Here is a 25,575-nt window from a genome sequence, read left to right as displayed (position 1 = left end):
TGACCAGTGGTCATATGACCACTGGTCATAAAGGAGTCCGAGTCATGTCCAACAATTCCAACCAACCCAGGGTCTGCGTCATCGGCGCGGGCTCCGCCGGTATCACCGCGGTGAAGGTGCTGGCCGAACGCGGCATCGATGTGCACTGCTACGAGCTGTCCGACCGGGTCGGCGGCAACTGGGTGTGGGGTAACAGCAACGGGGTGTCGGCGGCGTACCGGTCGCTGCACATCAACACCTCGCGGCAGCGCATGGAGTTCAGCGACTTCCCCATGCCCGCGCACCTGCCCGACTTCGCCCGCCACGATCAGATCGCCGATTACTTCGATGCGTACGTACGGCATTTCGGGTTCGGCGACCGCATCCGGTTCCGCACCGGGGTCGACCACGTGCAGCCGCGGCCCGACGGCACCTTCGACGTCACGCTGTCGACCGGCGAGACCGTGGTCTACGACGCGGTCCTCGTCGCCAACGGCCACCACTGGGATCCCCGCCTGCCCGAGCCGATGTTCCCCGGCGCGGGCGAATTCCGCGGCGAGATCATGCACTCGCACGCCTACACCGAGGAAGCGCAGCTGACCGGCAAGCGGGTCGTGGTGCTGGGCATGGGTAATTCCGCGATGGACATCGCCGTCGACGCCTCGTATCACGCCGCCGAGACCTATCTTTCGGCGCGCAGCGGGGTGCACGTGATCCCGAAGTACGTGTGGGGCCGCCCGTATGACCGGATCGGAGCGGCCGAATGGTTTCCGTCGTTCCTGCGCTGGCCATTGGCCCGCAAGCTGATGTCCGCGGCGACCGGGCCGATGACCCGCTACGGGCTGCCCGCGCCGGATCACAAGTTCGCCCAGGCGCATCCGACCATGTCCAGCCGGATCCTGGATCGGCTCGCGCACGGGGCGATCACGCCGATGCCGACCATCGATCGCTTCGAGGGCGACGAGGTGGTGTTCGCCGACGGCCGCCGGGTGGCCGCGGATCTGGTGGTGTTCTGCACCGGCTACAAGATCAGTTTCCCGTTTTTCGACTCCGGGTTCCTGGATCCGTCGGGTGACAATCGAATGCGCCTGTACCGCCGCGTCTTCCACCCGGAGGTGCCGGGCCTGTACTTCGTCGGGCTGGTGCAGCCGCTGGGTGCGATCATGCCGATCGCCGAACGCCAGGCCCACCTCATCGCCGACCACCTGCAGGGCCGCTACCACCTGCCCGGACCGGCCGAGATGGACCGGGAGATCACCGCGCACCAGCGTGGTATCCAGCGCCGGTACGTGGCGTCCAAGCGCCACACCATCCAGGTCGACTTCGACGACTACATGCGCGATCTGCGGCTGGAGCGCCGCCGCGGGGCGCAACGGCCGGGCGGGATCCATCCCGTCGATCGACCGACCGCGAGTGTCGCCGCCCGCCGTACCCGCGACGCCGAGGCGATCGCGTGATGAGCGAGAACACCACGGGCGCAAGCGAACACGATGTGCGATTCCCGTCCGAGGGCGGGTCGCACTGTGCGGCGACCCTCTATCTGCCCGAGCACCGGCCCGGGTCCCGGCCGCCGGTGATCGTCATGGCGTACGGGCTCGGCGCGATCCGCGCCATGGGCCTGTCCGCCTACGCCGAGCGTTTCACCGCCGCCGGATATGCCTGCCTGGTCTTCGACTACCGCCATTTCGGCGACAGCGAGGGCATGCCGCGGTATCTGCTGTCGACCCGCAGGCAACGCGCCGACTGGGCTGCCGCGATCTCCTTCGCCGGGCACCTGCCGCAGGTGGACGGCGACCGAATCGTGGCCTGGGGCACCTCTTTCGGCGGCGGGCACGCCATCTACACCGCGGCCCAGCGCCCGGCCGGACTGGTCGCGGCCATCGCCCAGTGCCCCTTCACCGACGGCATCGCCTCCACCCTGGCCATTCCGCCGGTCAACTCGGTCAAGGCCACCCTCGCCGGTGTGCGTGACGTCGCCGGGGCACTGCTGGGCCGTGCGCCGCATATGATCACGACCGCCGGGCCCGTGGACGGCACCGCGCTGATGACCGCGCCCGATGCCGAATCCGGTTATCTCGCACTGGTTCCGCCCGGCGCGGACTTCCGCAACGAGGCCGCGGCCCGCGTCGTCTTCGATATCCTGACCGATCGGCCGGGCCGGTTGACCGACCGCATCGAGGTGCCGATCCTGTTCTCGGTGTGCGAAACCGATTCCGTCGCACCGGCGAAGCCGACGCTGCGCTATGCGGCCCGGGCGCCGCGCGGGGAGGTCCGCACCTACGCCGACGGACATTTCGACATCTATCGAGATGCGGCCTTCGAGCGCGTCGTCGCCGATCAGCTCGACTTCCTGCGCCGCCGTGTCCCGCTCGGCGCCGAAGGGAAAACGCAGGCATGACCGGACGCACCGTGCTGCTCGGGGCAACCGGCTACACCGGCGACCTCGTCCTGGAGTCGCTGCTGCGCCGGGGCATCGAACCGGTTCTGGCCGGACGCAATCGCGCGGCCGTCCGGGAACGCGCCGAACGCGCCGGCGGCCTGAACTACGCCTTCGCCGATGTCACCGATCCGGCGAGCATCGCCGATCTGGCCGGTCGCGGCGACGTTCTCATCACTACCGTCGGCCCGTTCGAACGGTTCGGCTACCCGGTCGCGGAGGCGGCCGCGGCCGTCGGCGCCCACTACATCGACTCCACCGGCGAGGTGGGATTCGTGCGCGAGCTGCGGCGACGACTGCACACCCGGGCCTACGCCGCCGACGCGGTCATGCTGCCCGCGTTCGGATACGACTATGTGCCCGGCATTCTCGCTGGGACCCTCGCCGCGATGCAGGGCGGGCCCGCGGTGCGTGCGGTCGACATCGGCTACTTCGCCACCGGTCCGCTGTGGCGCGGGCTCAGCCGGGGCACCCGCACCACGATGCGGGACGGCGTGACCCTGCCGTCGGCGCGGTGGCGGGGGCGGCGGCTGATCGAGGAGCGCACCGCGTCGCGGGTGCACGGGTTCACCGTCCGCGGTCGCCGCCGGAATGCCTTTCTGGTGTCGGGGACCGAAGTGCTCTGTCTCCCGGTGACTTTCCCCGAACTCGACGCGGTCACCGTCTACAACGGCTGGTTTCCCGGCCTGAGCCGCGCGGCCGTGTTGTTGTCGGCGTTCGCCGGGATCGCGACGCGAATTCCCGGCGGCCGCAGCGTGATCGACGGCCTGACGCGGCCGGTGATCGGCCCGCCGGGTGGTCCCGACGCCGCCGAACGCGCCCGCACCGGCACCCATGTCGTCGCGGTCGCCTCCGACGAGAACGGCACCGTGGCCGAGATCCACCTCGAGGGCCCCAGCATCTACGCCCTCACCGGTGAGCTGATCGCCTGGGCCGCACAGCAACTCGCCACGAACCGATTCCGTGACGCAGGGGTGGTCGGCCCCGTCGAAGCGTTCGGATTCGACGCCCTCCTCCACGGCTGCGCCGACCTCGGGCTCGTCCCGGTGTGACCGCGGTCGGCTGTCCACCGGCAGCGAATCCGGCTAGTGAGTCTCGTTGCGTTCCAGGGCTTCCGCGGTTTCGCGGGCGTTGTCGACCGTCAGCGCTTCGTCGCCCAGGTCGGTGTGGGATTCGACGGTGTAGAAGCGGACTTCGTGGCCGTCCGGGTCGTGTAGTTCGGGGAGGATCCAGCCGATGGTGGCGAAATGGACGCCGGCGTGGGATTCGCCCAGGGCGGTCAGGTGCATGGCCAGCGCCTCCATGGCGGTGCGGTCGGGGACACCGATCGAGAAGTAGTCGAATCCGGCTGCGGCGGCTGCCTTTTCGGGATCGAGGCGGAGGCCCAGCATGGGGCCGCCTGCCGGGTGATGCAGGGCGACACCCCTCAGGTCGCCCTGCTCACGGAATTCGACGCCGACTTTGTAGGCGAGGCGGGTGCGGTACCAGTCGATGGACCGTGCCAGATCCGACACGGGGAGTTTGAGGTGATGCACCCCGGCGAGTGTGGGGATCATCGCTGCTATCCTTTGCAGTACCAGTGTAATGATGCAGCATCGCTGTAGTGATGCAGTAAGGATGCAGCGAATGAGCTCCGGTGTCAAGAAGACATCCCCGCTGTGGGACGCGCGCAAGGCCGAGACGGAACGGAAGATCCTCGACGCGGCGCGGCGGCTGTTCATAGCCGACGGGTACGCGGCGACCTCCCTGGCCGCGGTCGCCGAGGCCGCCGAGGTGGGCTCGCGAACCGTCTACCTGCGCTTCGGGTCAAAGGCGGAGCTGCTCAAACGGACAATCGACGTGGCGATCGTCGGCGATATGCAGGACATCGATGTGGCACACCGCGACTGGCACATCCGGGCCGCCACCGCGCCCACACTGGACGAACGGGTCACCGCCTACGCGCGCGGAGCCCGCGAGTTGATGGAGCGTGCCGCCCCGGTCATCGCCGCCGCGGTGGCCGCCGAGGCCAGCGAACCGCTGATCGCCGAGGCCGCCCAGGCCGGGCGCGCCGCCACGCAGCAGCACATCGCCGACATCTGGCGTCGAATGCACGCCGACGGCCTGTTGCATCCCGACGCCGATCTGGACTGGATCATCGCCACCGTCGGTCCACTCGGCCAGGCCGACACCTACAACCTGATGGCCCGCACGCTCGGCATGGATCCGGACGGTTACGAGCGATGGCTCTCCGGCACCTGGCTGCGCCTGGCGACCACGCCCTCTACGCTTCCGGAAGCCTGATCCACGCGCTGCGGAACGCAGTGTCCATGCTCGAGGAATGCCATGCGGCCCACCCGGCGCTCACTCAGAATCGCCCACACCATCGGAATCGCCGTCGGCCTGGCGCTGCTGATCGCCGGAATCGTCCGGCTGTTCCTGCCCCTGGAATGCTCCGGCCACACCCTCGAACCCGGGCAGGAATGCCACGACACCGCCAAGGGCCGGCCGGTGGTCAGGACCTTCAACGAGCAACGGTCCCTGCGCGATTCGACGGACAGATTCCTCATCGCCGGCGGTCTGGTGGTCGCGGCGGGTTCAGCGGTCCTGCTGCGCCGCGCCACACGCCCGTAACCGCGACCGCTTCGCCGGGTTCCGCGGGCACACTGAAGGGCATGGATCCTGTCGTCGCGTTGCGGATGATCGCGTTCTTCAAGGACCGGGCCCGGGAGGATTCCCGGCGGGTGATGGCCTATCGCAATGCCGCCGACATCGTGGAGGGGCTCGACGATACCGAGCGGGAACGGCTGGGCCGGGCCGGTGACTGGCAGTCGCTGCCGGGGATCGGGCCGAAGACGGCGGCGGTGATCGCGCAGGCGTGGGCCGGGCGGGAGCCGGACACGCTGATCCAATTGCGGACCGCCGCAAAGGATCTCGGAGGCGGCGAGTTGCGGGCCGCGCTGAAGGGCGACCTGCACGTGCATTCGAACTGGTCGGACGGATCGGCGTCCATCACGGAGATGATGGCCACCGCGCGGGCGCTGGGGCACGAATACTGCGCACTCACCGACCACTCACCCCGCCTGACCGTCGCCAGCGGGCTCTCACCGGATCGGTTACGGCAGCAATTGGATGTCATCGACGAACTCCGCGACCGGTTCGCGCCCATGCGCATTCTCACCGGCATCGAGGTCGACATCCTCGACGACGGCACGCTCGACCAGGAACCCGAACTGCTCGACCGCCTCGACATCGTGGTCGCCAGCGTCCATTCCAAGCTGAAGATGGACGCCGCCGCCATGACCCGCCGCATGGTGCGCGCCGTATCCGGCGGCCGGGCCACGGTCCTCGGCCACTGCACCGGCCGCCTCGTCGAAGGCAACCGCGGCACCCGCGCGGAATCGAAATTCGATGCCGGACAGGTCTTTTCCGCCTGCCGTGACCACGGCGTGGCCGTCGAGATCAACTCCCGCCCCGAACGCCGAGACCCGCCCACCCGCCTGCTGAACCTGGCCCTCGGCCTGGGCTGCCACTTCTCCATCGACACCGACGCCCACGCCCCCGGTCAGCTCGACTTCCTCGGCTACGGCGCCCAGCGCGCCCTCGACAATGGCGTCCCCGCCGACCGCATCATCAACACCTGGCCACTCGACGAACTGCTGAGCTGGGCCGGTTCCTAGTGTGGGACGAGCGCGGTGGATCAATGGGGGCAGGTGGATTGGAAAGGCTTGTTCGCGAACAGGTCTTCGATCCAGGACGACCACTGGGGTATGACGCCGGCGGGGGCGTCGTGGCCGCCGGGGACAGTGAGGTCGTGGACCGGGGTGCCCAGGGTGCACATCTTGGAGATCGCGGCGGTGGACCAGGCGGTGTCGACCAGTTTGTCGGCGTCGCCGCGGGCTATGTAGGTGGGGAGTGGCGTGGCGGAGTGCGGGAGGTTCGTGCGGGATTGGAAGTCGGTGAACGGGCGGGCTGCGGCGTCGTCGGTGAAGGCGACCTCGGCGGGGGTCGCGGCGTGGCCGAGGGCGAGGTCGGCAGGGGTGAGGGTGCCGGCGCAGGCGGATTCGAGATGGGGTGCGGCGGTGAGCAGGTCGCCGTGCAGAACCTGGTCGTAGCGGTAGTCGGGGGTGGTGTCACGTACTGCGGCAACGAGATACGGAATGATCAGATATTGGTCGGGAGCGTTGAGGGTTCCGGTGCGGACGGTGTCGACGAGCTGGAGTTCCAGGGCGGGTGACAGCAGGACGACACCGTGCAGATTCAGGCCGGGCGCATAGGCTTTCGCGGTTTCGGCGGCTGATTCGGCGGCGCGGCCGCCCTGGGAGACGCCGAGGAGCACGGTGTCGGAGGACAGGTGGAGACCCGCGGAGCGGGCGGCGCGGATCGAGTCGAGGACGTCGTAGCCGGAGGACCGGGAGTCCAGGTACGGGGCGTTGCCGGGGCCGTCGAGACCCTGATAGTTGGTCATCACCACGGCTCGGTGCCCGGCCAGGAGTCCGGCCACCGTCGCGGCGGAGCCGAAGAGGGTGGGCGAATTGGTGGGGGCGCAGGCGCTGACGACTCCGGAGGTGCCGTGGGCGAAGGCGATGACGGGCCAGCCGCCCGCGGGGGCGTCACCGGTGGGGAGGAAGACCGCGCCCGATACCTCGATCGATTTCCCTGCCGGGGAGGTGGATCGATAGCGGATATAGGTGGCCGAGGACATCGCGGCCGTCAAGGCGGGATCGAGATTGCCCAGCGATCGCTGTGAGACCAGCGTCCCGGGAGAGTCCGCCTTTGACGCGGTCGTGTCGGAGGCGGCGCCGCACGCGGTGAGAAACAGGGCAGCCAGTGCCGAGAAGACAATCGCTGCTCGCATGCCACTCCTTCGGATCGGGGTTCGATGACAGCCGCCTCGATTAACTCGAATCTAGCTGGTGCGACCGCCCTGGGCCGGGGAAAGGTGCCAGCCGACCTTCGCAGGCGGACCAGGCGGCCGGCGAGAGGTGGGGGCGGACACGCGCGAAGAGCTCGTAGAGCCCCGCGCTGTATTTCGCTGCCAGTTCGGCATTTTGCGCCAGCACGTCCAGCTCGTTGGCGACCGTCAGCTCCAGAAAGGCCCGGAAATCGGGCTCGGAGGGTTCGAATTCGCCGCCGGTGAAGCGGTCCCGGAACCGCACGGGATCCGCGTCGAGACGGGGATAGACCGTTCCGCGATCACAGGCGGCGTACTGATAGATCCACCCCTCGGCCCGAGCGCCGACCAACTCGACAACCGTTGCGCGATCGGATAATTCGACGAGCGAGACGCCGAATCCGTCGGTGCCGTACACCGCGTGGGCCAGGCCGGCGAGCTGGAGGTCGCCGTCATGTCCCCACGCCGCGAGCGTGTCGGAGACCCGGCCCAGGTGGGCGAGCAGTGTCCCGCCGGGATGGTCGATGGTCTCCGTGCCGCGATCCCGCAGGAACCGCTCGACGCGGTTCCTGCGGGATGCGAGGGATTCCGGCTCGTTCACCCGTTCATTGTCGCGCGCGAACCGGTTCGGCGGCAGCCGCTTTCGCCCGCCGCTGCAGCCGGTACAGGACGAGCGACCCCGCGGAGGCCGCCACCGAGAGGGCGGCGAGGACCCCGAAGGCGAGGTGGTAGCCGGACACCGGCGCCCAGCCGGATGATGTTGCCCGGGAGAGGATTACGGCGACCAGCGCCACGGCGACGGCGCCGCCCACCCGCTGCAGGATGTTCACGAAGGCCGTGGCGTCGGGCAGCTGCTCGTGCCGGACGGCCGCATACGCCGCCGAAACCAGCGGCATGGCGCCGACGCCGGTGGCCATACCCGCCGCGAAGAGCAGGAATTGGATGAGGATTCCGTTCGCGCCGACCGGCAGGAACGCGAGCGGCAGTACGGCGCAGGCGATGGCGAGGTTGCCGAGCACCGCGACCCGGCCGCCGCTGAACCGGTCGGTCAGCCGCCCGCCCAGCGGCAGCATGATGATGCCGCCCAGGCCGTAGCTGAGCAGATCGACGCCGGTGCGGATGAGCCCGGTGCCGTGCAGCACCTGGAAGTACAAGGGCAGCAACACCATGACGCCGAACATGGCGCCGCCCGCGAAGAAGCTGGCGCCGGTGGCGGCCCGGAAGGCGTGGTTGCCGAACATCCGGATGTCCAGCAGCGGCCGTTCACCGCGCAGCGCACGGGCGATGAATCCGGCCAGGCCCGCGAGCCCGAGCACGACGGGCAGCCACACCGACCGCGAGGTCACCGATCCCGTGGTCCCGACCTCGGACAACCCGTACACCACCGCGGATACGCCGCCACCCGCGAGCACCAGTCCGATCACGTCGAGCGGCTGTGTCGCCACCCCGCTGGTCCGTGGCAGATACCGCAACCCCAGCGCCAATCCGGCCAGTCCGAACGGAATGTTGATGAGGAACAACCACTCCCAGCTCCAGTGCGCCAGCATGAGCCCGCCGATGGTGGGCCCGATGGCGGGCGCGCCCACCACCGCGATGCCGACCACACCCATGACCCGGCCCATACGCTGCGGCCCGGCCGCCTGACCCAGGATGGTCTGCCCGGCCGGGATCATGAGCCCCGCCGCAAGTCCTTGCAGGACGCGCATTCCGATCAGCCACCCCGCGGTCGGCGCGAAGGCGCACGCCACCGAGGTCAGGGTGAAAGCGACCAGCGCTGCCATCCACAGCCGGGTCACGCCGACCCGCCGCGCCAGCCAGCCGCACATGGTGAGCGAAACACCGAGGGCCAGCAGGTATCCGCTGGCCACCCACTGGATCGTGGCCAGCGACGCGCCCAGATCCGCGCCGATGGTGTGCAGCCCGATATTGACCAGCGAAGTGTCCAGCATGCCCATGACCGCGCCGAACACCACCACACCGGCGGTGCGCCAGACATGCGCGGGGATCTTGCCGGAATCGGTGGGTACGGGAGCCCGGGCGGGAGTTCCCCCGGCACCGGATGTCCTGGTGTCCGAACGCATTTGCGTCATCGGACCTCTCCTTCAATAGTTGATGAGCAACTCAATTGCAGACAGTATCAATGATTGAGCAACTCAACAATAGATATAATCAGCGGGTGCCCGAAGAACCTCCCGTCCCGGCCGAGGCCCATCCCCCGAGCCTGCTGCGCCACCCGACCTACGCACTGGGCAAGCTGCACAAGGCGATGCACTCCCACCTCGGGACACCCCTGCGCGAGCACTGGGTGCTCACCTACCTCGCCGAGAGCAGTGAGATCTCCCAGCAGGAGATGGCCAACGTCCTCGAGATCGACCGCAGCGAAGTGGTGCGGCTGATCGACAGCCTCGAGAAGGCCGGTCTGGTCACCCGCAGCCGCGATCCACACGACCGCCGGAAATACCGTCTGGCTATCACCGCCGCCGGCAATCGGGTCCGCGCGGAGACCGACGCGAAGATCGCCGCCGCCACCGATGTGCTGCTCGCCCGCCTGACCCCGGCGGAAAGGGATACCCTGCACCGGCTTTCGCTCAAGGCCCTGGGCTACGACACCGACGAGAGCTGACCCACACGCGGCCGGGCAACCGCAGCGAAGTGGCTCACAACCGGCGAGGGCTGTGAACCCGGTTACGCGTAGGGCTAGGGTTGGGTCCGTGCCTTCTCGCCCCCGCCTACCCCGTTTGCCTCAGCTCAACCCGCCGCTGGATGCCCGCCGCGGCTATTCCCAGCAGGAGATTCTCGGCGAATTGCGCCGGCTGATCCTGGAGGGAAACCTGCCGCCCGGTACCGGTTTGCCCCTGGGCGAGATCGCACGCGAATTCACCGTGAGCGCCATCCCGGTGCGCGAGTCGCTGCAGACCCTGATCGGCGAGGGCCTGGTCGAGCACCGGCCCAACTTCGGCTACCAGGTCACCATGCTGACCGCCGACGAGCTGCGCGAGCTGTACATCGTGCGCGAGCGCCTGGAGTCCGCCGCGCTGGCCGCGGCCGTGCACAATGCCACCGAGGCCGATCATCAGCTGGCCCGCGAGATCCACGCCCGCCTCGAGCAGGCGGTGCTCACCGAGAACGCGGTCGCCTATCACCGCGAGACCCGCAACTTCCACCTGGCCCTGGTGCGCCCGTCGGGCATGCCGCGCGTGGTGCACATGCTCGAATACGCCTGGAACATCACCGAACCCGTGCAGCCCATGGTGCATGTGTCGACCATGGATCGCGTGGTGCTGCACGCCGACCACAGCAAGCAGCTGCAGGCCTTCCTGGCGAGGGATGCTGAAGCATTGCTGACGGCCACCGAGGGGCATCACACACGCTTGAACGGCGTACTCTCGCATCTGCCAACCGACACCGGTTTGTTCGCCGAACCCCCAGGTGAAGAAGATATATAACCCCTGAGCCTGGGGCTTTCGAACATATACGGTTCAAGCAACGCCGGAGCCATTTCTGTTCGATAGCGTGGATCCATGCGGATTCGGGTCATCAATCCCAACACCACCGCCGCGATGACGGCGCTCATCGGGGACAGCGCGCGCCTGGTCGCCGCGCCCGGCACGGTGGTCGACGCCGTCAACCCCGACATGGGCCCGGCCTCCATCGAGAGCCACTACGACGAGGCGCTGGCCGTGCCCGGCCTGCTGGCCGAGATCGCGCGCGGCGAGGCCGAGGGCGTGGACGGCTACGTCATCGCGTGTTTCGGCGATCCCGGCCTGGACGCCGCGCGCGAGCTGGCGCGCGGCCCGGTGATCGGCATCGCCGAGGCGGCCATGCAGGCGGCCAGCCATCTGGGCCGGAAATTCAGTGTCGTCACCACTCTCGGCCGCACCGCCGGCCGGGCCTGGGAGCTGACGGAACGCTATGGGATGGAACGGTTCTGCGCGAACGTGCACGCCTGCGAGATCCCGGTGCTCGAACTCGAGGATCCCGAGGCGCGCAAGATCATCGCCGACGCCTGCCGGGAGGCCGTGCTGGCCGACAACTCGGACGCCGTCGTGCTCGGCTGCGCGGGGATGGCGGATCTGTGCGAGTACCTGACCGAGGAGGTCGGGGTGCCCGTGGTGGACGGCGTCGCCGCCGCCACGCTGACCGTGCAGTCGCTGGTCACCATGAAGTTGCGTAAGTCCGGCCGCGGGGAATTCGCGGCCCCACTGCCGAAGACGTATGTGGGATTGCTCGCCGATTTCGGCATCGAAGAACAGGAGGCTCAGGCGTGACGCTGCCACCGGAGACATGGAACGGGATCGAATCCCGTTTGCGGGCTGTGGATTCGGAGCTGCTGCGGCTCTACCCGGGCGACCGCCCGGGGCAGCCGGTGCACACCGCGTACGCCTCCGGCGCGGACGCCTCGATCGACCTGCCCGCCCGATGGGGCGCGGCCGCACTGGAACTCGCGGCGGAACAGCGGGACCTGCTGGTCGAGCTGGCCGGCGAGGATGTCGTCGAGCGGGTCTTCCGGACCCTGAGCGAGCGCCCCATCCAGGACCTGCGCCTGGACTTCGAGGACGGCTACGGCACCCGCGGCGACGAGGTCGAGGACCGCGACGCCCTGCACGCCGGCGCGGTGCTGAAAGCCCTTCCGGCCGAAGTGTTCTCGCGCGGCATCCGCATGAAGGGCCTCACCACCGTGGAGTGGGCGCGCGCCGTGCGCACCCTGGAGAAGGTCCTCGAGGGCGCGGGCGGCGTGCCCGAGGGTTTCGTGTTCACCGTGCCGAAGATCCGCCATGTCGAGCAGGCCGATCTCACCGTGCAGCTGTGCGAGGCCCTCGAATCGGCCCACGGGCTGGCCGCCGGATCGCTGCGGTTCGAGCTGCAGATCGAGAGCCCGCAGGCCATCATCGCCGCCGACGGCACCGCCCCGGTCGCCCAGCTGATCCAGCGCTCGGCCGGACGCTGCACCGGATTGCACTACGGCACTTACGATTACAGCGCCGCCTGCGGTATCGCTCCGAAGTTCCAGTCGCTGGAGCACCCGGTCGCCGACCACGCCAAGGCGGTCATGCAGGCCGCGGCCGCCACCACCGGGGTGTGGGTGTGCGACGGCTCCACCCAGGTGCTGCCGATCGGCACCGACGCGGAGGTGCGCGCGGCGGTGTCGCGGCACTTCCGCCTGGTCACACGCTCGCTCGAGCGCGGCTACTACCAGGGCTGGGACATGGGCGCGGGCCACCTGGTCACCCGCTGGCTGGCCACCTTCGCGTTCTTCCGCGAGGGCCTGGGCATCGCCGCCCCGCGCATCGGCCGCTACCTGGATCGCCAGGGCGGCGCGGTGATGGACGAACCGGCCACCGCGCAGGCGCTGGCGACCGTGGTGCTGCGCGGATTGGAGTGCGGCGCATTCGAACCCGCCGAGGTCACCGCGATCGCCCCCAGAGCCACTGTCGAGGTATTGCATCAATTGCGAGAGAGGAAGATTCCGGCGCTATGAGCGACGTTGATTTCACACTGCTTCCCGATCTGGCCGTGCGCACCCTGGGTGGCGCCGTGCTGTGGGCGAACGACGAGGCCTTCGCCGAGAAGGAGAACCTGATCCGGCCCGAGCAGGCCACCTACTCCCCCGCCACCTTCGGTCACAAGGGCCAGGTGTACGACGGCTGGGAGACCCGCCGCCGCCGCAGCGCCGAGGGCGACCACCCGGCCGGCGACGACTGCGACACCACGATCGTCCGCCTGGGCGTGCCCGGCGTGATCAAGGGCGTCGTGGTGGACACCGCCTGGTTCAAGGGCAACTACCCGCCCGAGGTGTCGGTGGAAGCCATTGCGGTGGAAGGCAATCCGTCGGTCGACGAGCTGGTCGCCGCCGAGGGCTGGACCACCGTCGTCGAGCGCGCCAAGGTGTCCGGCGATTCGCAGAACCCGTTCGCGGTGGACTCCCCCAAGCGCTGGACCCACGTGCGGCTGCGCATGTTCCCCGACGGCGGCATCGCCCGCCTGCGCGTGCACGGCGTCGCCAAGCCCGACCTGGCCTGGCTGGAGTCCGGCCCGTTCGACCTGGCCGCGGTGGAGAACGGCGGCCTGGTCGCCGACTGCTCCAACCGCTTCTACTCGCACCCGCAGAACGTGCTCATGCCGGGCCGCGCCCGCAGCATGGGCGACGGCTGGGAGACCGCGCGCCGCCGCGACAAGAACACCAACGATTGGGTGCTGGTGCAGCTGGCCGCCGAGGGCGTGATCACCGCCGTCGAGATCGACACCTCGTACTTCCTGTTCAACAGCCCGGGCGCGGGCGCCCTCACCGGCATTCGCGCCGACGGCACCGAGGTCGAACTGCTGGGCCGCACCCGCCTGCAGCCCGACACCCGCCACCGCTTCCTGATCGACGCGGACGCGGCGGTCGTGCAGGTGCGTCTGGATGCCTTCCCCGACGGCGGCCTGGCCCGGCTGCGGCTCTTCGGCACCCTGACCGGCGAAGCCCGGGCGCGACTGCGCGCCGAGCTGGAAAATGAACCGGCGTGATCGGTCAGGGCCCGGAGGCGCCGCCCCGCCTCCCCGCGCTTGCTCGCGTAACCACGGAGGGCTCCCGAGCGCGCCGAAAGGATATGCAGCCATGAGCGATTTCGATCTGAACTACCCGCGGGACATGGTGGGCTACGGCCCCAACCCGCCGCACCCGCGGTGGCCGGGTGAGGCGAACATCGCGGTCAACTTCGTCCTCAACTACGAGGAGGGCGGCGAGAACAATGTCCTCGACGGCGACGAGGCCTCGGAGACGTTCCTGTCGGATATCGTTCCGGCAGCGGCGTTCCCGAACCGGCACATGTCGATGGAGACCATCTACGAGTACGGCTCCCGCGCCGGACTCTGGCGGGTGCTGCGGCTGTTCGAATCCCGCGATATTCCGCTGACCGTCTTCGGGGTGGCGCGGGCGCTGGAGCGCAATCCGGAGGCCGTCGCGGCGTTCAAGCGCAACGGCTACGACATCTGCTCGCACGGTCTGCGCTGGATCTCCTACCAGATGGTGGATGCCGAGACCGAGCGCGCGCACATGGAAGAGGCGGTGCGCATCATCACCAAGCTCTTCGGTGAGGCGCCCAAGGGCTGGTACACCGGCCGCGATTCGCCGCAGACCCGCGAGCTGGTGGTGGAGCACGGCGGCTTCGTGTACGACTCCGATTCCTACGCCGATGATCTGCCCTACTGGGTGAAGGTCGCCGGCCAGGATCACCTCGTCCTGCCGTACACGCTCGAATCCAATGACATGCGCTTCTCCTCCCCCGCCGGATTCGCCAACGGCGAGGAGTTCTTCACCTACCTGAAGGACGCCTTCGACGTGCTCTACGCCGAGGGCGCGGCGGGTGCGCCGAAGATGCTGTCGGTCGGCCTGCACTGCCGCATCATCGGCAAGCCGGCGCGGGCCAAGGCGCTGGAGCGCTTCCTGGACTACGTGCAGTCACACGAGAAGGTGTGGCTGGCGCGGCGCATCGACATCGCCGAGCACTGGCGCACGGTGCATCCCGTGTCCTGACGGCCGCGAGCTCCGAAAACCACTGTGACCCGGGGTGATTGCGCGATCACCCCGGCACGGGAACGCCGGTGCGGCCGGGTTCGCACGCCACTCTCGACCGGGTACCCGCCCGTCACGGGTGCCCGGTTCATCCTCCGCGGTGTGCGATAGGGCCGGACGCGCCGGCGGAACCACGAATACGGCCCGGAACCATCAGGTTCCGGGCCGTGTTTGTGTCTGCGACATCGAAACCGCCTCAGAGCTTTCCGCTTTCGATGTCGCGCTTGATGCCCTCCTGGGTCGCCTGGTGCGCGGCCACCCCGTTGCTGACGGTGAAATCGAGCAGGGCCGCGTCGGCGATGAAGGTCAGATGCTCGTTGACGGTGGTCGTGCCGTCACCGTTGTCGGCGAAGGTGATCACCTGGTGGGTGGTCACGTTGGGGACGTCCCAGCTGTCGCTGGTGTAGTAGTGCTCGTCCGGGTGCAGGATCTGCTCGGCCTGAGTGTGGCCGGGGAAGATGACCGGGCCCGTCGGAATGTCCTCGAGCGCGGTGAAATCCGTGGTGTGCGTGTCGCCGTCGTCGCAGGTGCTGTGGACGATGATGTCCTTGAGGAACGAGTGGCGACCGATACCGTTGCGGACATCGGAGTAGATGTCCCACACCTTGTCCAGCGGTGCGTCGATGGTGACGGGCAGATCCACCTCCGTCACCGATCGGCCGTCGTCCGGATTCTGCTGCTCGGCCCGATAGATCGACCAGCTGACCTGCCACTCGAGTTTGTAGCCGTTCTCCGACTCGATGCAGGACGGCGCGTCGTCCGCGCGTGCCATCGCCGACCCCACCGCAGGCGACCCCATCGTCGCGCAGGCTATCGCCAGCGCATAACCCACCTTGAACCTCACCGGGCGGACTTTACCCCGGCCGCAACCTACTGGCAGGTTTCCTGCGAAATCGCGGCTACCGCGCGCCGGGGCGGTCCCCGCGCTCCAATTCCACTGCGCGCTTCATCATTTCGCGTGCGCGGGTACGGTCGCCGGCGTAGTCGTAGGCGCGGGCAGCGCGGTAGTTGGTGCGCCAGTTCTGCGGGTCCGCCTCGAACTCCTGCTTCACCTGCTCGAAAAGCGCGTCGGCAGCGTCCTTCTCGATACGTCCGGACGGGCGGCGCGGCAGATCGGAGACATCCAGCTCGCCGCCCTCCTCGTGCATGCGGCGGGCCAGGCGCTGGTGGGCGAAGGCGGCGCGGACACTGGTCGCCACGATCCACACGCCCAGCACCGGCAGGATGAACACGCCGATGCCCAGGCCCACCGCGGCCGGCTTACCGGTGGCGATCAGGTCGATCCCGATCCGGCCCAGCAGCACGAAGTAGAACCCGAGCACCACCACCAGGGCCGCGATGAAACCGACCCGCTTGAAGACCTCGCGGCCATTGCCGTCGGCAGGATTCTCGGCGGGCGTGCTCACAGGTCGAGCAGCGGGTCGATGCCCACGGTGAGGCCGGGGCGCAGCGGCGTCTTGCGTACACCCAGCAGCACACCGGGCACGAAGGAGGTGCGGTCGAGCGAGTCGTGGCGGATGGTGAGCGTCTCACCCTGCGTGCCGAACAGCACCTCCTGATGCGCGACCAGTCCGGCCAGCCGCACCGAGTGCACCCGCACGCCGTCCACGTCCGCGCCGCGCGCACCCTCCAGCTCCTGGCTGGTGGCATCGGGGCTGCGGCCCACACCCGCCTTCTCCCGGGCCGCGGCGATGAGCGCGGCGGTTCGGTAGGCGGTGCCCGACGGCGCGTCCGCCTTGTTCGGGTGGTGCAGCTCGATGACCTCGACCGAGTCGAAGAAGCGCGCGGCCTGCTCGGCGAACCGCATGCTCAGCACGGCGCCGATGGCGAAGTTCGGCGCGATCAGCACCCCGACCTCCGGCTTGGCCGCCAGCCAGCCCTTCACCTGCTCCAGCCGCTCGGCATCGAAGCCGGTGGTGCCGACCACGGCGTGAATCCCGTTCTCCACCAGCCACTTCAGATTGGGCATCACCACATCCGGGTGCGTGAAGTCGACCACGACCTCGGTTCCGGCGGCCGTGAACGCCTCCAGCGAGTCGTCCTTGTCGACCTGCGCCACCAGCTCCAGATCCGCGGCCGCCTCGACCCCCGCACAGATGGCCTGCCCGACCTTGCCGCGCGCCCCGAGCACACCCACCCGGATCCGGTTCGTGGTCACCTGGTCTCCTTCACTCCGCCCAATCAGCAACGGGTCGAGCCTATCGGGTCGGCGACACGCCGGAACGCAGGGCTGGCGGTCGTCACGGGTCGGCCGGAACGCGACACGCTCCGGCGCGGGGGCGCGCGAGGCGGCGGCGACGGCACGGTCGGCGACGGCATGGCGGCTCATGGGTGACAGGGAACTTCATCGAGACCATGCCGGGGCAAGTTCGGTGACTGACCGCACCCCGATGGCGAGCGGCGTCGGATTCATGGGAAAGGCCGGGTGCGCAATGGAATCCATTGTGCGCCCGGCATTTCGGGGCGGTGGGCTAGCCGGTGTAGCCGGTCAGCTTGTAGACCGTGGTGTTGCCGATCTGCTGGGGTGTGAAGGTCGCGGTCACCCAGTCCGTGATGTCGGTGTGCTGGTTGCGACCGAAGCCACCCTGGTTGCCCGGGCCGCCCTGCTCGGCCTGGGCGCCTTGGCGGTTCGGCTGATCGGCGGGGTTCTGGCCGCCGCCCTGCTGCCGGTTGCGCTCGCCTCCGGCGGCGGGGGCGCCGGGCTCACGGTTGCCGTTCCCGTTGTCGCCGTTGCCGTTTCCGTTGCCGCCACGGTCGTTGTTGTTCTGCACGATGTAGTAGCCGATCTTGCCGGCCTTCACATCGGCTTGGAACTCCGCCAGGGTCGGGGTCGGATCGCTGCCGGAGAAGCCGCCGATCGCCATGACCGCCTTGCCGGTCTGCAACTCCAGGCCCGCCGCGGCGGAGGAGCCGTTGATCGCGGCCGCCCACGTCGAGTCGGACGTCTTCAGCAGGGCCGCCAGCTGCTGGTTGGGCTGGGACTCACCGAAGCCGCCGCCCCGGCCGCCCGCGGCACTCGCCGGGCCGACGGTCGGACCACCACCACTGTGCGGGGCGGCGATGGTGGCGATCGAGTAGGCGGTCGCGCCGGACAGGCTCGCGATCAGGCCGAGCGCGAGTGCCGCTGCGGCAAGGCGGCGGTTGTCCCGGACCCACGGCAGCACGAGCAGCACGGTCGCCACGACGGTCAGCGCCAGGATCGCCCAGCGCAGTTCTGGATACCAGCCGCTGTTGCGGTGCAGCAGTACGAAACTCCACACCCCGGTGGTCGCCACCAGCGCGGCCAGGCCGAAGCCGCCGAGGATGGTGTCCCGCCTGGTCCACATCTCGCGGATGCCGATCGCGAACATGCCGGCCACCGCCGGTGCGATCGACAGGCAGTAGTACGGGTGCACGGTGCCGCTCATATAGCTGAGCACGCCGCCGTCGATGAGGATCCACAGCCCGAACAGGATCGCGGCCGCCCGCACCAGGTCGGTGCGCGGCGCCCGGCCCCGCGAGACCAGCACCAGCACCATGGCCAGCAGCGCGGCAGGCAACAGCCAGCCGATCTCGAAGCCGAATTCGCCGGTGAACAGCCGTCCCACGCCGCGGACCTGCCCGCCGAAGCCGCCGAATCCACCGCCGCCGCCGTGTCCGCCCGGACCGGGCTGCGCGGCCGTGTCCGCCGCGGCGGCCGGATCGGGTGCCCCGGCAGTCGGGTCGTGTGGCGCGCCGCCGCCCGGAGCACCACGGTGGTTGCGGCCGAGCACGCGTGCGAAGCCGTTGTAGCCCAGCACCAGATTCATGAAGTTGTTGTCGGTCGACCCGGCCAGATACGGGTGGCTCGACGCCGGCCACAGCAGTGTGACCAGCACGTACCACCCGCTCGACACCATCAGCGCGACGAGCGCCCCGACCAGCTGCACGATGCGGGCGCGGATCGGATTCGGCGCGGCGATGAGATAGACCAGCCCCAGCGCGGGCAGCACCATCAGGCCCTCGAGCATCTTCGCCAGGAACGCGAACCCCAGCGCCACACCGGCGAGCAGAATCCACGTGGTCGAGGCGCGTTCGAGAGCGCGGACAGTGGCGTAGGCACCGGCCATCATGAGCAGCACCATGACCGCGTCCGGGTTGTTGAACCGGAACATCAACGCCGCGACCGGCGTCAACGCCAGCGCGGCTCCGGCGAGCAGGCCGGTGTAATGGCTACCCGTCAGCCGCCGCGCCGCGCCGTACAGCAGCCCCACCGCGGCCACCGCCATCAACGCCTGCGGAATCAGCATGCCGGCACTCGAGAATCCGAAGATCTGCCCGGACAGCCCCATCACCCACTGCGACACCGGCGGCTTGTCGACAGTGATGAAATTCGCCGGATCCAGCGATCCGAACAGCAGTGCTTCCCAGTTCTTCGACCCGGCCCACGCGGCCCCGGCGTAGAACTGATTGCCCATCCCATTGATGGTGATGTTCCACAGATACATCACCGCCGTCGCGATAAGTAGCGCGGCCAGACCGGCACGTTCGACGGTCCTGCCGTCGAACCGTCCGGCCTCACGAGGAGCCGCCGGCGGCGGCGGAACCACTGGCGGGTTGTCCTGGAGTGATGTGGTCACGCTGACCATTCAGCGCCCTCGAGTCCAATGAACCCTGTGAGCCCGCCGGGAGCTTCCCGTGAGCCTCGGCCGCAGCCGGCCCCGGCCGCGGCCATCGGCCGCCCCGGCCAGAGCGCGAACGGCGTGCGGCGAAGGGACCGGTCGGGATATTGTGGCTGGTGCCCGGTGGGGAGATCACGAGTGGCCGATGGTCGAGAGAGATCTGTTCATGACGCAGCGTGATGTCGGTGTCGATGTCGTCACGGAGTTGCGTGCTGCAGGTTTCGAGGAGGCCGAGGAGATCGGGCGGGGCGGTTTCGGGCAGGTGTTCCGCTGCACCCAGCCGGCTGCGGGTCGCACGGTCGCGGTGAAGGTACTGACCGGCGAGCTGGATGAGAATCGGGAGCGTTTCTTTCGCGAGCAACGCGCGATGGGGCGGCTGACCGGGCACCCGAATATCGTCGACCTGCTCGAGGTCGGTGAGACCGCAGGTGGTCACCCGTACCTGGTCATGCCCTATTACGCTCGCGGGTCCCTGGATGCGCGTCTGCGCCGCGACGGTCCGTTGTCACTGGCAGAGGCGCTGCACCTGGGGGTGAAGATCGCCGGGGCGCTGGAAACCGCGCATCGAGCCGAGGTGCTGCACCGCGATATCAAGCCGGGAAACATCCTGCTCACCGACTACGGTGAGCCCGCGTTGACCGACTTCGGGATCGCCCATATCACCGGTGGATTCGAAACCGCGACCGGCACGATCACCGGATCACCGGCGTTCACCGCACCGGAGGTCCTCGGTGGTGACCCCCCGAGCCGGGCCTCGGATGTGTACGGGCTGGGAGCCACATTGTTCTGTGCGCTGACCGGGCACGCGCCTTTCGAACGCCGCAGCGGCGAGGAGGTCGTCGCGCAATTTCTGCGGATCACCCAGCAACCGGTGCCGGATTTGCGCGAGCAAGGAATTCCCGACGATGTCTGCGCGCTGATCGAGACGGCGATGTCACGCGAACCACGCGGCCGCCCCACCGCCGCGGAGTTGGGTGAGCAACTGCGCCGGACAGAACGCGATCACGGTTTCCGGGTCGACGCGATGACGCTGCCGACCGAACCAGGAGCCGAGCACGCATCGGTTGTCACGTCGGCGCCCGCGGCGGGGAATCGTACTGGAAACCTGCCGATCGAGCTGTCCAGCTTCGTCGACCGGCGGATCCAGCTGACCGAAATCAAGAACCTGCTGGCGGCGTCACGTCTGGTGACGCTGACCGGTATGGGCGGGGTCGGCAAGTCACGGCTCGCGCTGCACGTCGCCGACAAGGTGCAGCGAAATTTCGCCGACGGCGTGCAGCTGGTCGAGTTGAGTGATCTGCACGATGAAACATTGTTGGTCGACGTCGTGGCCACTGCCCTCGGTCTGCGAAACCAGGGTGCCCGGCCAACGCTCGAGGTGCTCTTGGAGTTCTTGTCCGAGCGCGATCTGCTGCTGGTGCTGGACAACTGCGAGCAGGTGATCGAAGCGGTCGCGACGCTGACCGAATCGCTGCTACGGACCTGCCCGCAGGTGCGGATTCTGGCGACCAGTCGAGAGGCACTCGGCGTCGGCGGGGAATCGGTGTTCGTCGTGCCCCCGCTGGGGATTCCCGATATGGCGAGCAAACCGGGGCTGCGCGGGGTGACCCGCCACGACGCGGTCACATTGTTCGCCGAGCGAGCCGCCGCGGCCGTGCCGGGCTTCGAGGTGACCGATGACTCCATGCTCAGCGTGGCCGGGATCTGCACTCGACTCGACGGGCTACCGTTGGCGATCGAGCTGGCCGCGGCCCGGCTGCGTACGATGTCGCCCGAGCAGATCCTGACCCGGCTCGACGACCGCTATGCCCTGTTGACTCGCGGGAGCCGTGGTGCCCCGATGCGGCAGCAGACCCTGCGGTGGTGCATCGGCTGGAGCTATGACCTGTGCACACCGGCCGAGCAGCGATTGTGGGACCAGCTGTCGGTGTTCGCAGGCACTTTCGAGCTCGATGCGGCCGAGCAGGTGTGCGGCACCGATCTGACCGAGACGCAATTGCTCGACACATTGTCCGCGCTGGTGGACAAATCGATCCTGATCCGCGAGGAAACCGAGGGCACGGTCCGCTTCCGGATGCTCGAGACCGTTCAGGAATACGGCCGGGAGCAAGCCGAGGACAGCGGGATGTACCCGGAATACGTTCGGCGGCATCGGGATTGGTGCGAGCGGCTGGTACTCCAGGTAGAGGCGGAATGGATCGGTCCGCACCAGCTGCAGTGGATTGCCCGGCTGGAGCGGGAGCTGCCGAATCTGCGAAATGCGCTGGAATCCAGCCTGTCCGAGTCGGGCGACACCGCGCTGCGGATCGTCACCGCCCTGTATATGTTCTGGACATTGCGTGGGCGGCTCAGCGAGGGACGTCGCTGGTATGAGCGCGCGCTGGCCCAATCCACCGATGCCGAGCCGCTGGTTCGGGCCAGGGCTCGCTGCGGGGCCGCCACGATGGCCGTCCTGCAGGGTGACCTACCGGCCGCCGCCGAGCACGTGGCGCAGCTCGAGGCCCTGGCCGAGCAGACGACAGACCCACTGGTCGCGGCCCTGCTCGCCCACGCCGAGGGGAATTATTTCACCACCGGCGGTGCTGATCATCCGGCTGGTGCGGGTACCACCCTGCTGGCCGATGCCATCGACACCTACGAGGCATCCGGTGACCTCGAATCGCAGCTGGACGCCCGGATTTCGCTCGGCTGGGCCTACGCGCAACAGGGCGACACCGCGCGGGCTCTCGCGGGCCTCGAGAAGGCGCTCGCGATCACCGAATCCGCCGGCGAAACGGTGCTTCGGTCGTGGGTGCTGTGGGCAATGGGATTCGCCGTGTGGCGAACGGGTGAGCCCGATCGCGCCGTATCTCTGTTGCAGGAGGGAATTCGAGCGGCCCGGCTGGTGTCCGATCCGGTCGTCGCCACCAGCTGTATGGAGGCACTGGCCTGGATCGCGTCCGAGCAACGCGATGTCAGCCGCGCCGCTACCCTGCTGGGCGCCGCCGAAACGCTGAGCCACATCGGTGGCAGCTCCATCTCGATGTTGCCCAATGCGCTCGTCTACCACGAGGAATTCACCCGCCGCAGTCGCGAGATGCTCGGCGCGCGCGCATTCGAGGCGGCCCATCAGGAAGGCGCCGCAATGAGTTTCGATGCCGCAGCGAGCTTCGCGCTCGGCGAGCAAGCCGAAGCGACCGCGCCGCCCCTGCTTTCCGGAGGAAAACTGACCAAGCGTGAGCGCCAGGTGGCCGATCTCGTTGCGCACGGCCTGACCAACAGGGCGATCGCGGCCCGGCTGACGATTTCACCGCGCACCGTCAATGGACACGTGGAACACATCCTGACCAAGCTGGGGTTCACCTCGCGCACACAGATCGCGGCCTGGGCCGCCGAACAGCCCGAACCCTGAACTCTTTCTCATCGACTCGCCACGCCGGCATCGGTTCGCGGTGACGGCGCGGTGCCGTGGTCGGGCGGGTCAGTCGAAGAGGATCACCTGGCGAAGGGCGTGGCCGGCGGCCAGTTCGTCCATGGCTCGGTTGATGTCCTCGAGGCGGATGTGGGAGGAGACCAGGCGTTCGACGGGGAGGCGGCCTTCGCGCCACATGCGGACGAATTCGGGGATGTCGCGGGCGGGGACGGCGGAGCCGAGGTAGCTGCCGATGATGGCGCGGCCCTGGGCTACCAGGGCGAGGGGGGAGATGGAGGCGCGGGCGTCGGGGGCGGGGAGTCCTACGGTGACGGTGACGCCGCCGGGAGCTGTTGCGGCTACGGCGGTTTCGAAGGCTCGGATGTTGCCTGCGGCCTCGATGACCGCCTCGGCCCGGATGTTGTCGGCGGCGATTTCCTGAGGGGTGTAGGCGGCGGTGGCGCCGAGTTCCATGGCGGTCTTCAGTTTGTCGGGGACGGTGTCGACAGCGATGACCTCGCGGTCGGTGCCGGCCCGCAGCGCCGCGGCCACGAGCACCGCGGCCATGCCGACGCCGCCGAGGCCGACGACCATGATGCGGTCCGAGGGACCGGGCTTGGCCGAATTCAGCAGGGCGCCACCGCCGGTGAGGACGGCGCAGCCGAGGACGGCGGCCACCTCGGGTGGGACGTCGTCGTCGACCGGGACCACCGAGCGGCGGTCCACGACGGCGTGCGTGGCGAAGGCCGAAACACCAAGGTGGTGATGGACTTCCGCGCCTTCGCGCAGCAATCGCCTTCCGCCGGCGAGCAATTCGCCCGCGTTGTTGGCGAGGCTGCCGGGTTCGCAGGGGGTGCGGCCGTCGGTGGCACATCCGGCGCACTCGCCGCAGCGGGGCAGGAAGGTCATGACGACCCGCTGGCCGACGCGCAGGTCGCTCTCGCCGGGGCCGACCGCCTCGATGCGGCCGGATGCCTCGTGGCCCAGCAGCATCGGCACCGGCCGCACCCGGTTGCCGTCGACCACGGACAGATCCGAGTGGCACAGCCCGGCCGCCTCGATCTTGACGAGCAGTTCGCCGGGGCCGGGTTCACCCAGCTCCAGCTCGCTGATGGTGATCGGCTTCGAGTCGGCGAAGGGCGTCTGGGCCCCGATACGTTCCAGGACGGCACCACGAATCCTCATGCGCCCGACGCTACTCCATCGCACCTTCCCAGACAGTGCGAAATCTGCTTCCATGGAGGCCGGACAGGAGCATCATGAGCACATCGCTGACCACCGGCAATCGAGCCTTCAACCATGTGGTGACGCAGTTCTTCGGCAACATCGCCCGCGCCTACGACACCGCCGCCCTGCAGCAGGTCGTCTACCGCCCGCCGCAGGATCAGGTCCTCGCCGAACTCCGCACCGCCGGATCGCGCCGCATCGCCGACATCGGCTGCGGCACCGGCATTCTCACCGCCCGCATCCAGCGCGAGCTGCGCCCCGAGGTCGTCTACGGCGTGGACGCCTCGCCGGGCATGCTGGCCCAGGCCCGCGCCCGCTCCGCCGCCGTGCAGTGGCGGCAGGCCGCCGCCGAGCATCTGCCCTTCGCCGCGGGCGAACTGGATGCGGTCGTGAGCACCAGCGCCTTCCACTTCTTCGATCATCCGGTCGCGCTGCGCGAATTCCATCGGGTGCTGGCCCCCGGCGGGCTCGTCGCCATCGCGACCATGCATCCCTCCGGCCCGACCTCCCGGCCCATTCAGCGGCTCACCCGCAGCCCGCGCTTCCCGGCTCACGCGCCCTCGCCGCGCGAAACCCGGAAACTGCTGCAGGACGCCGGATTCGAGGTCGTCGATCAGCGCAAGATCACCCGGCCGCTGCCGTCGTGGCTGATCCCCGACGTCATCACCGTCGGACGTCACGGACGGTGATCGCGGTCACTTCCCCGGGTCGTCGCCACCGCGGAAGCACACGGTGAGCTCGAGTTTGTTCCAGACCACCCAGACCGCGCCACGGCCGTCGCGCGGACAGCCCGCACCCGAGGTGGTGCCCTCGAGCACCGCGGTCGCCTGGACGATGTGGTCACCCGGAGTCCCGCAGGCGACCTTGGACGGGACATCCATATCGGCGGTGTCGTAGCAGACCCCGGTCCGCCAGTCGAAGGTCAGGCACAGGTGGTAGCGAGCCTTGCCGCTCTTGTCCTTGGGCGCGGATTCCAGCGTGTACAGCGGGCCCGAGCACGGGTCCGGACCCATCTGCAGCACCCGGTAGTTCGCGTCCACCGAGTTGCAGTCCGACGGCTCCGGCGAGCCGGCCTTCCAACTCGGAGCGCCGGTGGCGTCCTTGGCCTGCTGGATGGGCACCTCGACGCAGTCCCCCGCCTTCAGCGCGGCCATGGGATCGGGGGCGTCGGGCTTGGCGGAGGTGGTCGGCAGCCCGGCCTGCACGAGTTCCGGTGGCGCGGCAATCGCCTTGCCCGCGACGGTGTCCCGGGGCAGCGGCGAGATCACGGCGGTCATCGCGCCGAAGACCAGCACCCAGCCGACCAGGGCCGAGCCCGCTGTCACCGCGCGCGTCCCGCGGCCGATCGCTCGATGTGGTGCCCGCCGCGCCCGGCTCGCGACCATCGCCGCGAGGCAGAGCAGCAGCACCGCCACACCGGCAGCCCAACCGACGCCGTGGCTCCCCACCACACAATCCCCTGTCTCAACTCAA

The 25,575-nt window shown here is 69.0% G+C and carries 24 protein-coding genes; 14 read left to right on the top strand and 10 right to left on the bottom strand.

What is annotated here, in order from left to right; genetic code table 11:
- The first annotated feature begins 44 nt into the window (after nt 1–44).
- The 3 genes from ACQP1O_RS11295 to ACQP1O_RS11285 are packed head-to-tail and all read left to right on the top strand — an operon-like array spanning nt 45 to nt 3,468.
- The gene (locus ACQP1O_RS11295) at nt 45–1,436 is read left to right on the top strand and encodes a flavin-containing monooxygenase (protein ID WP_433565761.1); all 1,392 of its coding nucleotides are present in this window, start codon (nt 45–47) and stop codon (nt 1,434–1,436) included.
- Nucleotides 1,436–2,377, top strand: coding sequence for an alpha/beta hydrolase (locus tag ACQP1O_RS11290; protein WP_433565760.1), 942 nt, complete (start codon nt 1,436–1,438; stop codon nt 2,375–2,377). Before ACQP1O_RS11295 ends, ACQP1O_RS11290 begins: the two co-directional genes overlap by 1 nt.
- A complete protein-coding gene (locus ACQP1O_RS11285) occupies nt 2,374–3,468 on the top strand; it encodes a saccharopine dehydrogenase family protein (RefSeq protein ID WP_433565759.1) in 1,095 nt (364 codons plus the stop codon). Before ACQP1O_RS11290 ends, ACQP1O_RS11285 begins: the two co-directional genes overlap by 4 nt.
- Before the next feature lie 33 nt (nt 3,469–3,501).
- On the opposite strand, the gene ACQP1O_RS11280 is transcribed toward ACQP1O_RS11285, so the two are convergent.
- Nucleotides 3,502–3,972 carry a VOC family protein gene (locus ACQP1O_RS11280; protein WP_433565758.1) on the bottom strand — a complete coding sequence of 157 codons (471 nt, stop codon included), beginning with the start codon at nt 3,970–3,972 and terminating at the stop codon, nt 3,502–3,504.
- 70 nt (nt 3,973–4,042) lie between these two features.
- Between ACQP1O_RS11280 and ACQP1O_RS11275 the strand changes: the two genes are divergently transcribed.
- Genes ACQP1O_RS11275 through ACQP1O_RS11265 form a run of 3 tightly spaced genes read left to right on the top strand, consistent with a single transcriptional unit; the run spans nt 4,043 to nt 6,075 of the window.
- Complete coding sequence (locus tag ACQP1O_RS11275) at nt 4,043–4,699, top strand: TetR/AcrR family transcriptional regulator (RefSeq protein WP_433565757.1); 657 nt, start codon at nt 4,043–4,045, stop codon at nt 4,697–4,699.
- A 42-nt stretch (nt 4,700–4,741) separates the two neighbouring features.
- Nucleotides 4,742–5,029: a hypothetical protein gene (locus ACQP1O_RS11270; protein WP_433565756.1), complete on the top strand. Its 288-nt coding sequence runs from the start codon at nt 4,742–4,744 to the stop codon at nt 5,027–5,029.
- Nucleotides 5,030–5,070: 41 nt separating this feature from the next.
- A complete protein-coding gene (locus ACQP1O_RS11265; protein ID WP_433565755.1) occupies nt 5,071–6,075 on the top strand; it encodes a PHP domain-containing protein in 1,005 nt (334 codons plus the stop codon).
- A 20-nt stretch (nt 6,076–6,095) separates the two neighbouring features.
- On the opposite strand, the gene ACQP1O_RS11260 is transcribed toward ACQP1O_RS11265, so the two are convergent.
- From ACQP1O_RS11260 to ACQP1O_RS11250, 3 genes are read right to left on the bottom strand one after another with little or no spacing between them, the layout of a single operon-like run.
- Entirely contained in the window at nt 6,096–7,253 is a 1,158-nt protein-coding gene (locus tag ACQP1O_RS11260) for a lipase family protein (RefSeq protein WP_433565754.1), read from the bottom strand.
- Between the two features lie 40 nt (nt 7,254–7,293).
- The gene (locus tag ACQP1O_RS11255) at nt 7,294–7,890 is read right to left on the bottom strand and encodes a DUF6817 domain-containing protein (RefSeq protein WP_433565753.1); all 597 of its coding nucleotides are present in this window, start codon (nt 7,888–7,890) and stop codon (nt 7,294–7,296) included.
- A gap of 4 nt (nt 7,891–7,894) precedes the next feature.
- Nucleotides 7,895–9,379, bottom strand: a complete 1,485-nt coding sequence (locus ACQP1O_RS11250) for a DHA2 family efflux MFS transporter permease subunit (protein WP_433565752.1) — start codon at nt 9,377–9,379, stop codon at nt 7,895–7,897.
- An 86-nt stretch (nt 9,380–9,465) separates the two neighbouring features.
- On the opposite strand from ACQP1O_RS11250, the gene ACQP1O_RS11245 reads away from it, so the two are divergent.
- The 6 genes from ACQP1O_RS11245 (at nt 9,466) to puuE (ending at nt 14,805) form a co-directional block, all read left to right on the top strand.
- On the top strand, nt 9,466–9,912 hold the full coding sequence (locus tag ACQP1O_RS11245; protein WP_433565751.1) for a MarR family winged helix-turn-helix transcriptional regulator: 447 nt from the start codon (nt 9,466–9,468) through the stop codon (nt 9,910–9,912).
- An 88-nt stretch (nt 9,913–10,000) separates the two neighbouring features.
- A complete protein-coding gene (locus ACQP1O_RS11240; protein ID WP_433565750.1) occupies nt 10,001–10,735 on the top strand; it encodes a GntR family transcriptional regulator in 735 nt (244 codons plus the stop codon).
- Nucleotides 10,736–10,810: 75 nt separating this feature from the next.
- Nucleotides 10,811–11,557: an aspartate/glutamate racemase family protein gene (locus ACQP1O_RS11235; protein WP_433565749.1), complete on the top strand. Its 747-nt coding sequence runs from the start codon at nt 10,811–10,813 to the stop codon at nt 11,555–11,557.
- Nucleotides 11,554–12,768 carry a DUF6986 family protein gene (locus ACQP1O_RS11230; protein ID WP_433565748.1) on the top strand — a complete coding sequence of 405 codons (1,215 nt, stop codon included), beginning with the start codon at nt 11,554–11,556 and terminating at the stop codon, nt 12,766–12,768. Before ACQP1O_RS11235 ends, ACQP1O_RS11230 begins: the two co-directional genes overlap by 4 nt.
- Nucleotides 12,765–13,796, top strand: coding sequence for an allantoicase (alc, locus tag ACQP1O_RS11225; protein WP_433565747.1), 1,032 nt, complete (start codon nt 12,765–12,767; stop codon nt 13,794–13,796). Before ACQP1O_RS11230 ends, alc begins: the two co-directional genes overlap by 4 nt.
- Before the next feature lie 91 nt (nt 13,797–13,887).
- On the top strand, nt 13,888–14,805 hold the full coding sequence (gene puuE, locus ACQP1O_RS11220; protein ID WP_433565746.1) for an allantoinase PuuE: 918 nt from the start codon (nt 13,888–13,890) through the stop codon (nt 14,803–14,805).
- Nucleotides 14,806–15,040: 235 nt separating this feature from the next.
- Here puuE and ACQP1O_RS11215 read toward each other — a convergent pair whose 3' ends face one another.
- The 4 genes from ACQP1O_RS11215 to ACQP1O_RS11200 form a co-directional block, all read right to left on the bottom strand.
- Nucleotides 15,041–15,688 (bottom strand): hypothetical protein, encoded by a 648-nt coding sequence (locus tag ACQP1O_RS11215; protein ID WP_433565745.1) that lies wholly within the window; start codon nt 15,686–15,688, stop codon nt 15,041–15,043.
- Between the two features lie 55 nt (nt 15,689–15,743).
- Nucleotides 15,744–16,250, bottom strand: a complete 507-nt coding sequence (locus ACQP1O_RS11210; protein ID WP_433565744.1) for a hypothetical protein — start codon at nt 16,248–16,250, stop codon at nt 15,744–15,746.
- Nucleotides 16,247–17,002, bottom strand: coding sequence for a 4-hydroxy-tetrahydrodipicolinate reductase (gene dapB / locus ACQP1O_RS11205; protein WP_433565743.1), 756 nt, complete (start codon nt 17,000–17,002; stop codon nt 16,247–16,249). The genes ACQP1O_RS11210 and dapB overlap by 4 nt, the downstream gene beginning before the upstream one ends.
- A 313-nt stretch (nt 17,003–17,315) precedes the next feature.
- Nucleotides 17,316–19,451, bottom strand: a complete 2,136-nt coding sequence (locus tag ACQP1O_RS11200) for an ArnT family glycosyltransferase (protein ID WP_433565742.1) — start codon at nt 19,449–19,451, stop codon at nt 17,316–17,318.
- 178 nt (nt 19,452–19,629) lie between these two features.
- Here ACQP1O_RS11200 and ACQP1O_RS11195 point away from each other — a divergent pair, with 178 nt between their 5' ends.
- On the top strand, nt 19,630–22,875 hold the full coding sequence (locus ACQP1O_RS11195) for a protein kinase domain-containing protein (protein WP_433565741.1): 3,246 nt from the start codon (nt 19,630–19,632) through the stop codon (nt 22,873–22,875).
- A 69-nt stretch (nt 22,876–22,944) separates the two neighbouring features.
- Here ACQP1O_RS11195 and ACQP1O_RS11190 read toward each other — a convergent pair whose 3' ends face one another.
- Entirely contained in the window at nt 22,945–24,060 is a 1,116-nt protein-coding gene (locus ACQP1O_RS11190) for an alcohol dehydrogenase catalytic domain-containing protein (RefSeq protein ID WP_433565740.1), read from the bottom strand.
- A gap of 74 nt (nt 24,061–24,134) precedes the next feature.
- Between ACQP1O_RS11190 and ACQP1O_RS11185 the strand changes: the two genes are divergently transcribed.
- Entirely contained in the window at nt 24,135–24,791 is a 657-nt protein-coding gene (locus tag ACQP1O_RS11185; RefSeq protein WP_433565739.1) for a class I SAM-dependent methyltransferase, read from the top strand.
- A gap of 6 nt (nt 24,792–24,797) precedes the next feature.
- Here ACQP1O_RS11185 and ACQP1O_RS11180 read toward each other — a convergent pair whose 3' ends face one another.
- Complete coding sequence (locus tag ACQP1O_RS11180; RefSeq protein WP_433565738.1) at nt 24,798–25,550, bottom strand: hypothetical protein; 753 nt, start codon at nt 25,548–25,550, stop codon at nt 24,798–24,800.
- Between the last annotated feature and the right edge of the window lie 25 nt (nt 25,551–25,575).

The sequence above is a fragment of the Nocardia sp. CA-151230 genome, from assembly GCF_050942175.1.
Taxonomy (GTDB): Bacteria; Actinomycetota; Actinomycetes; order Mycobacteriales; family Mycobacteriaceae; genus Nocardia.
This window is presented reverse-complemented; position numbering and strand designations above follow the sequence as displayed.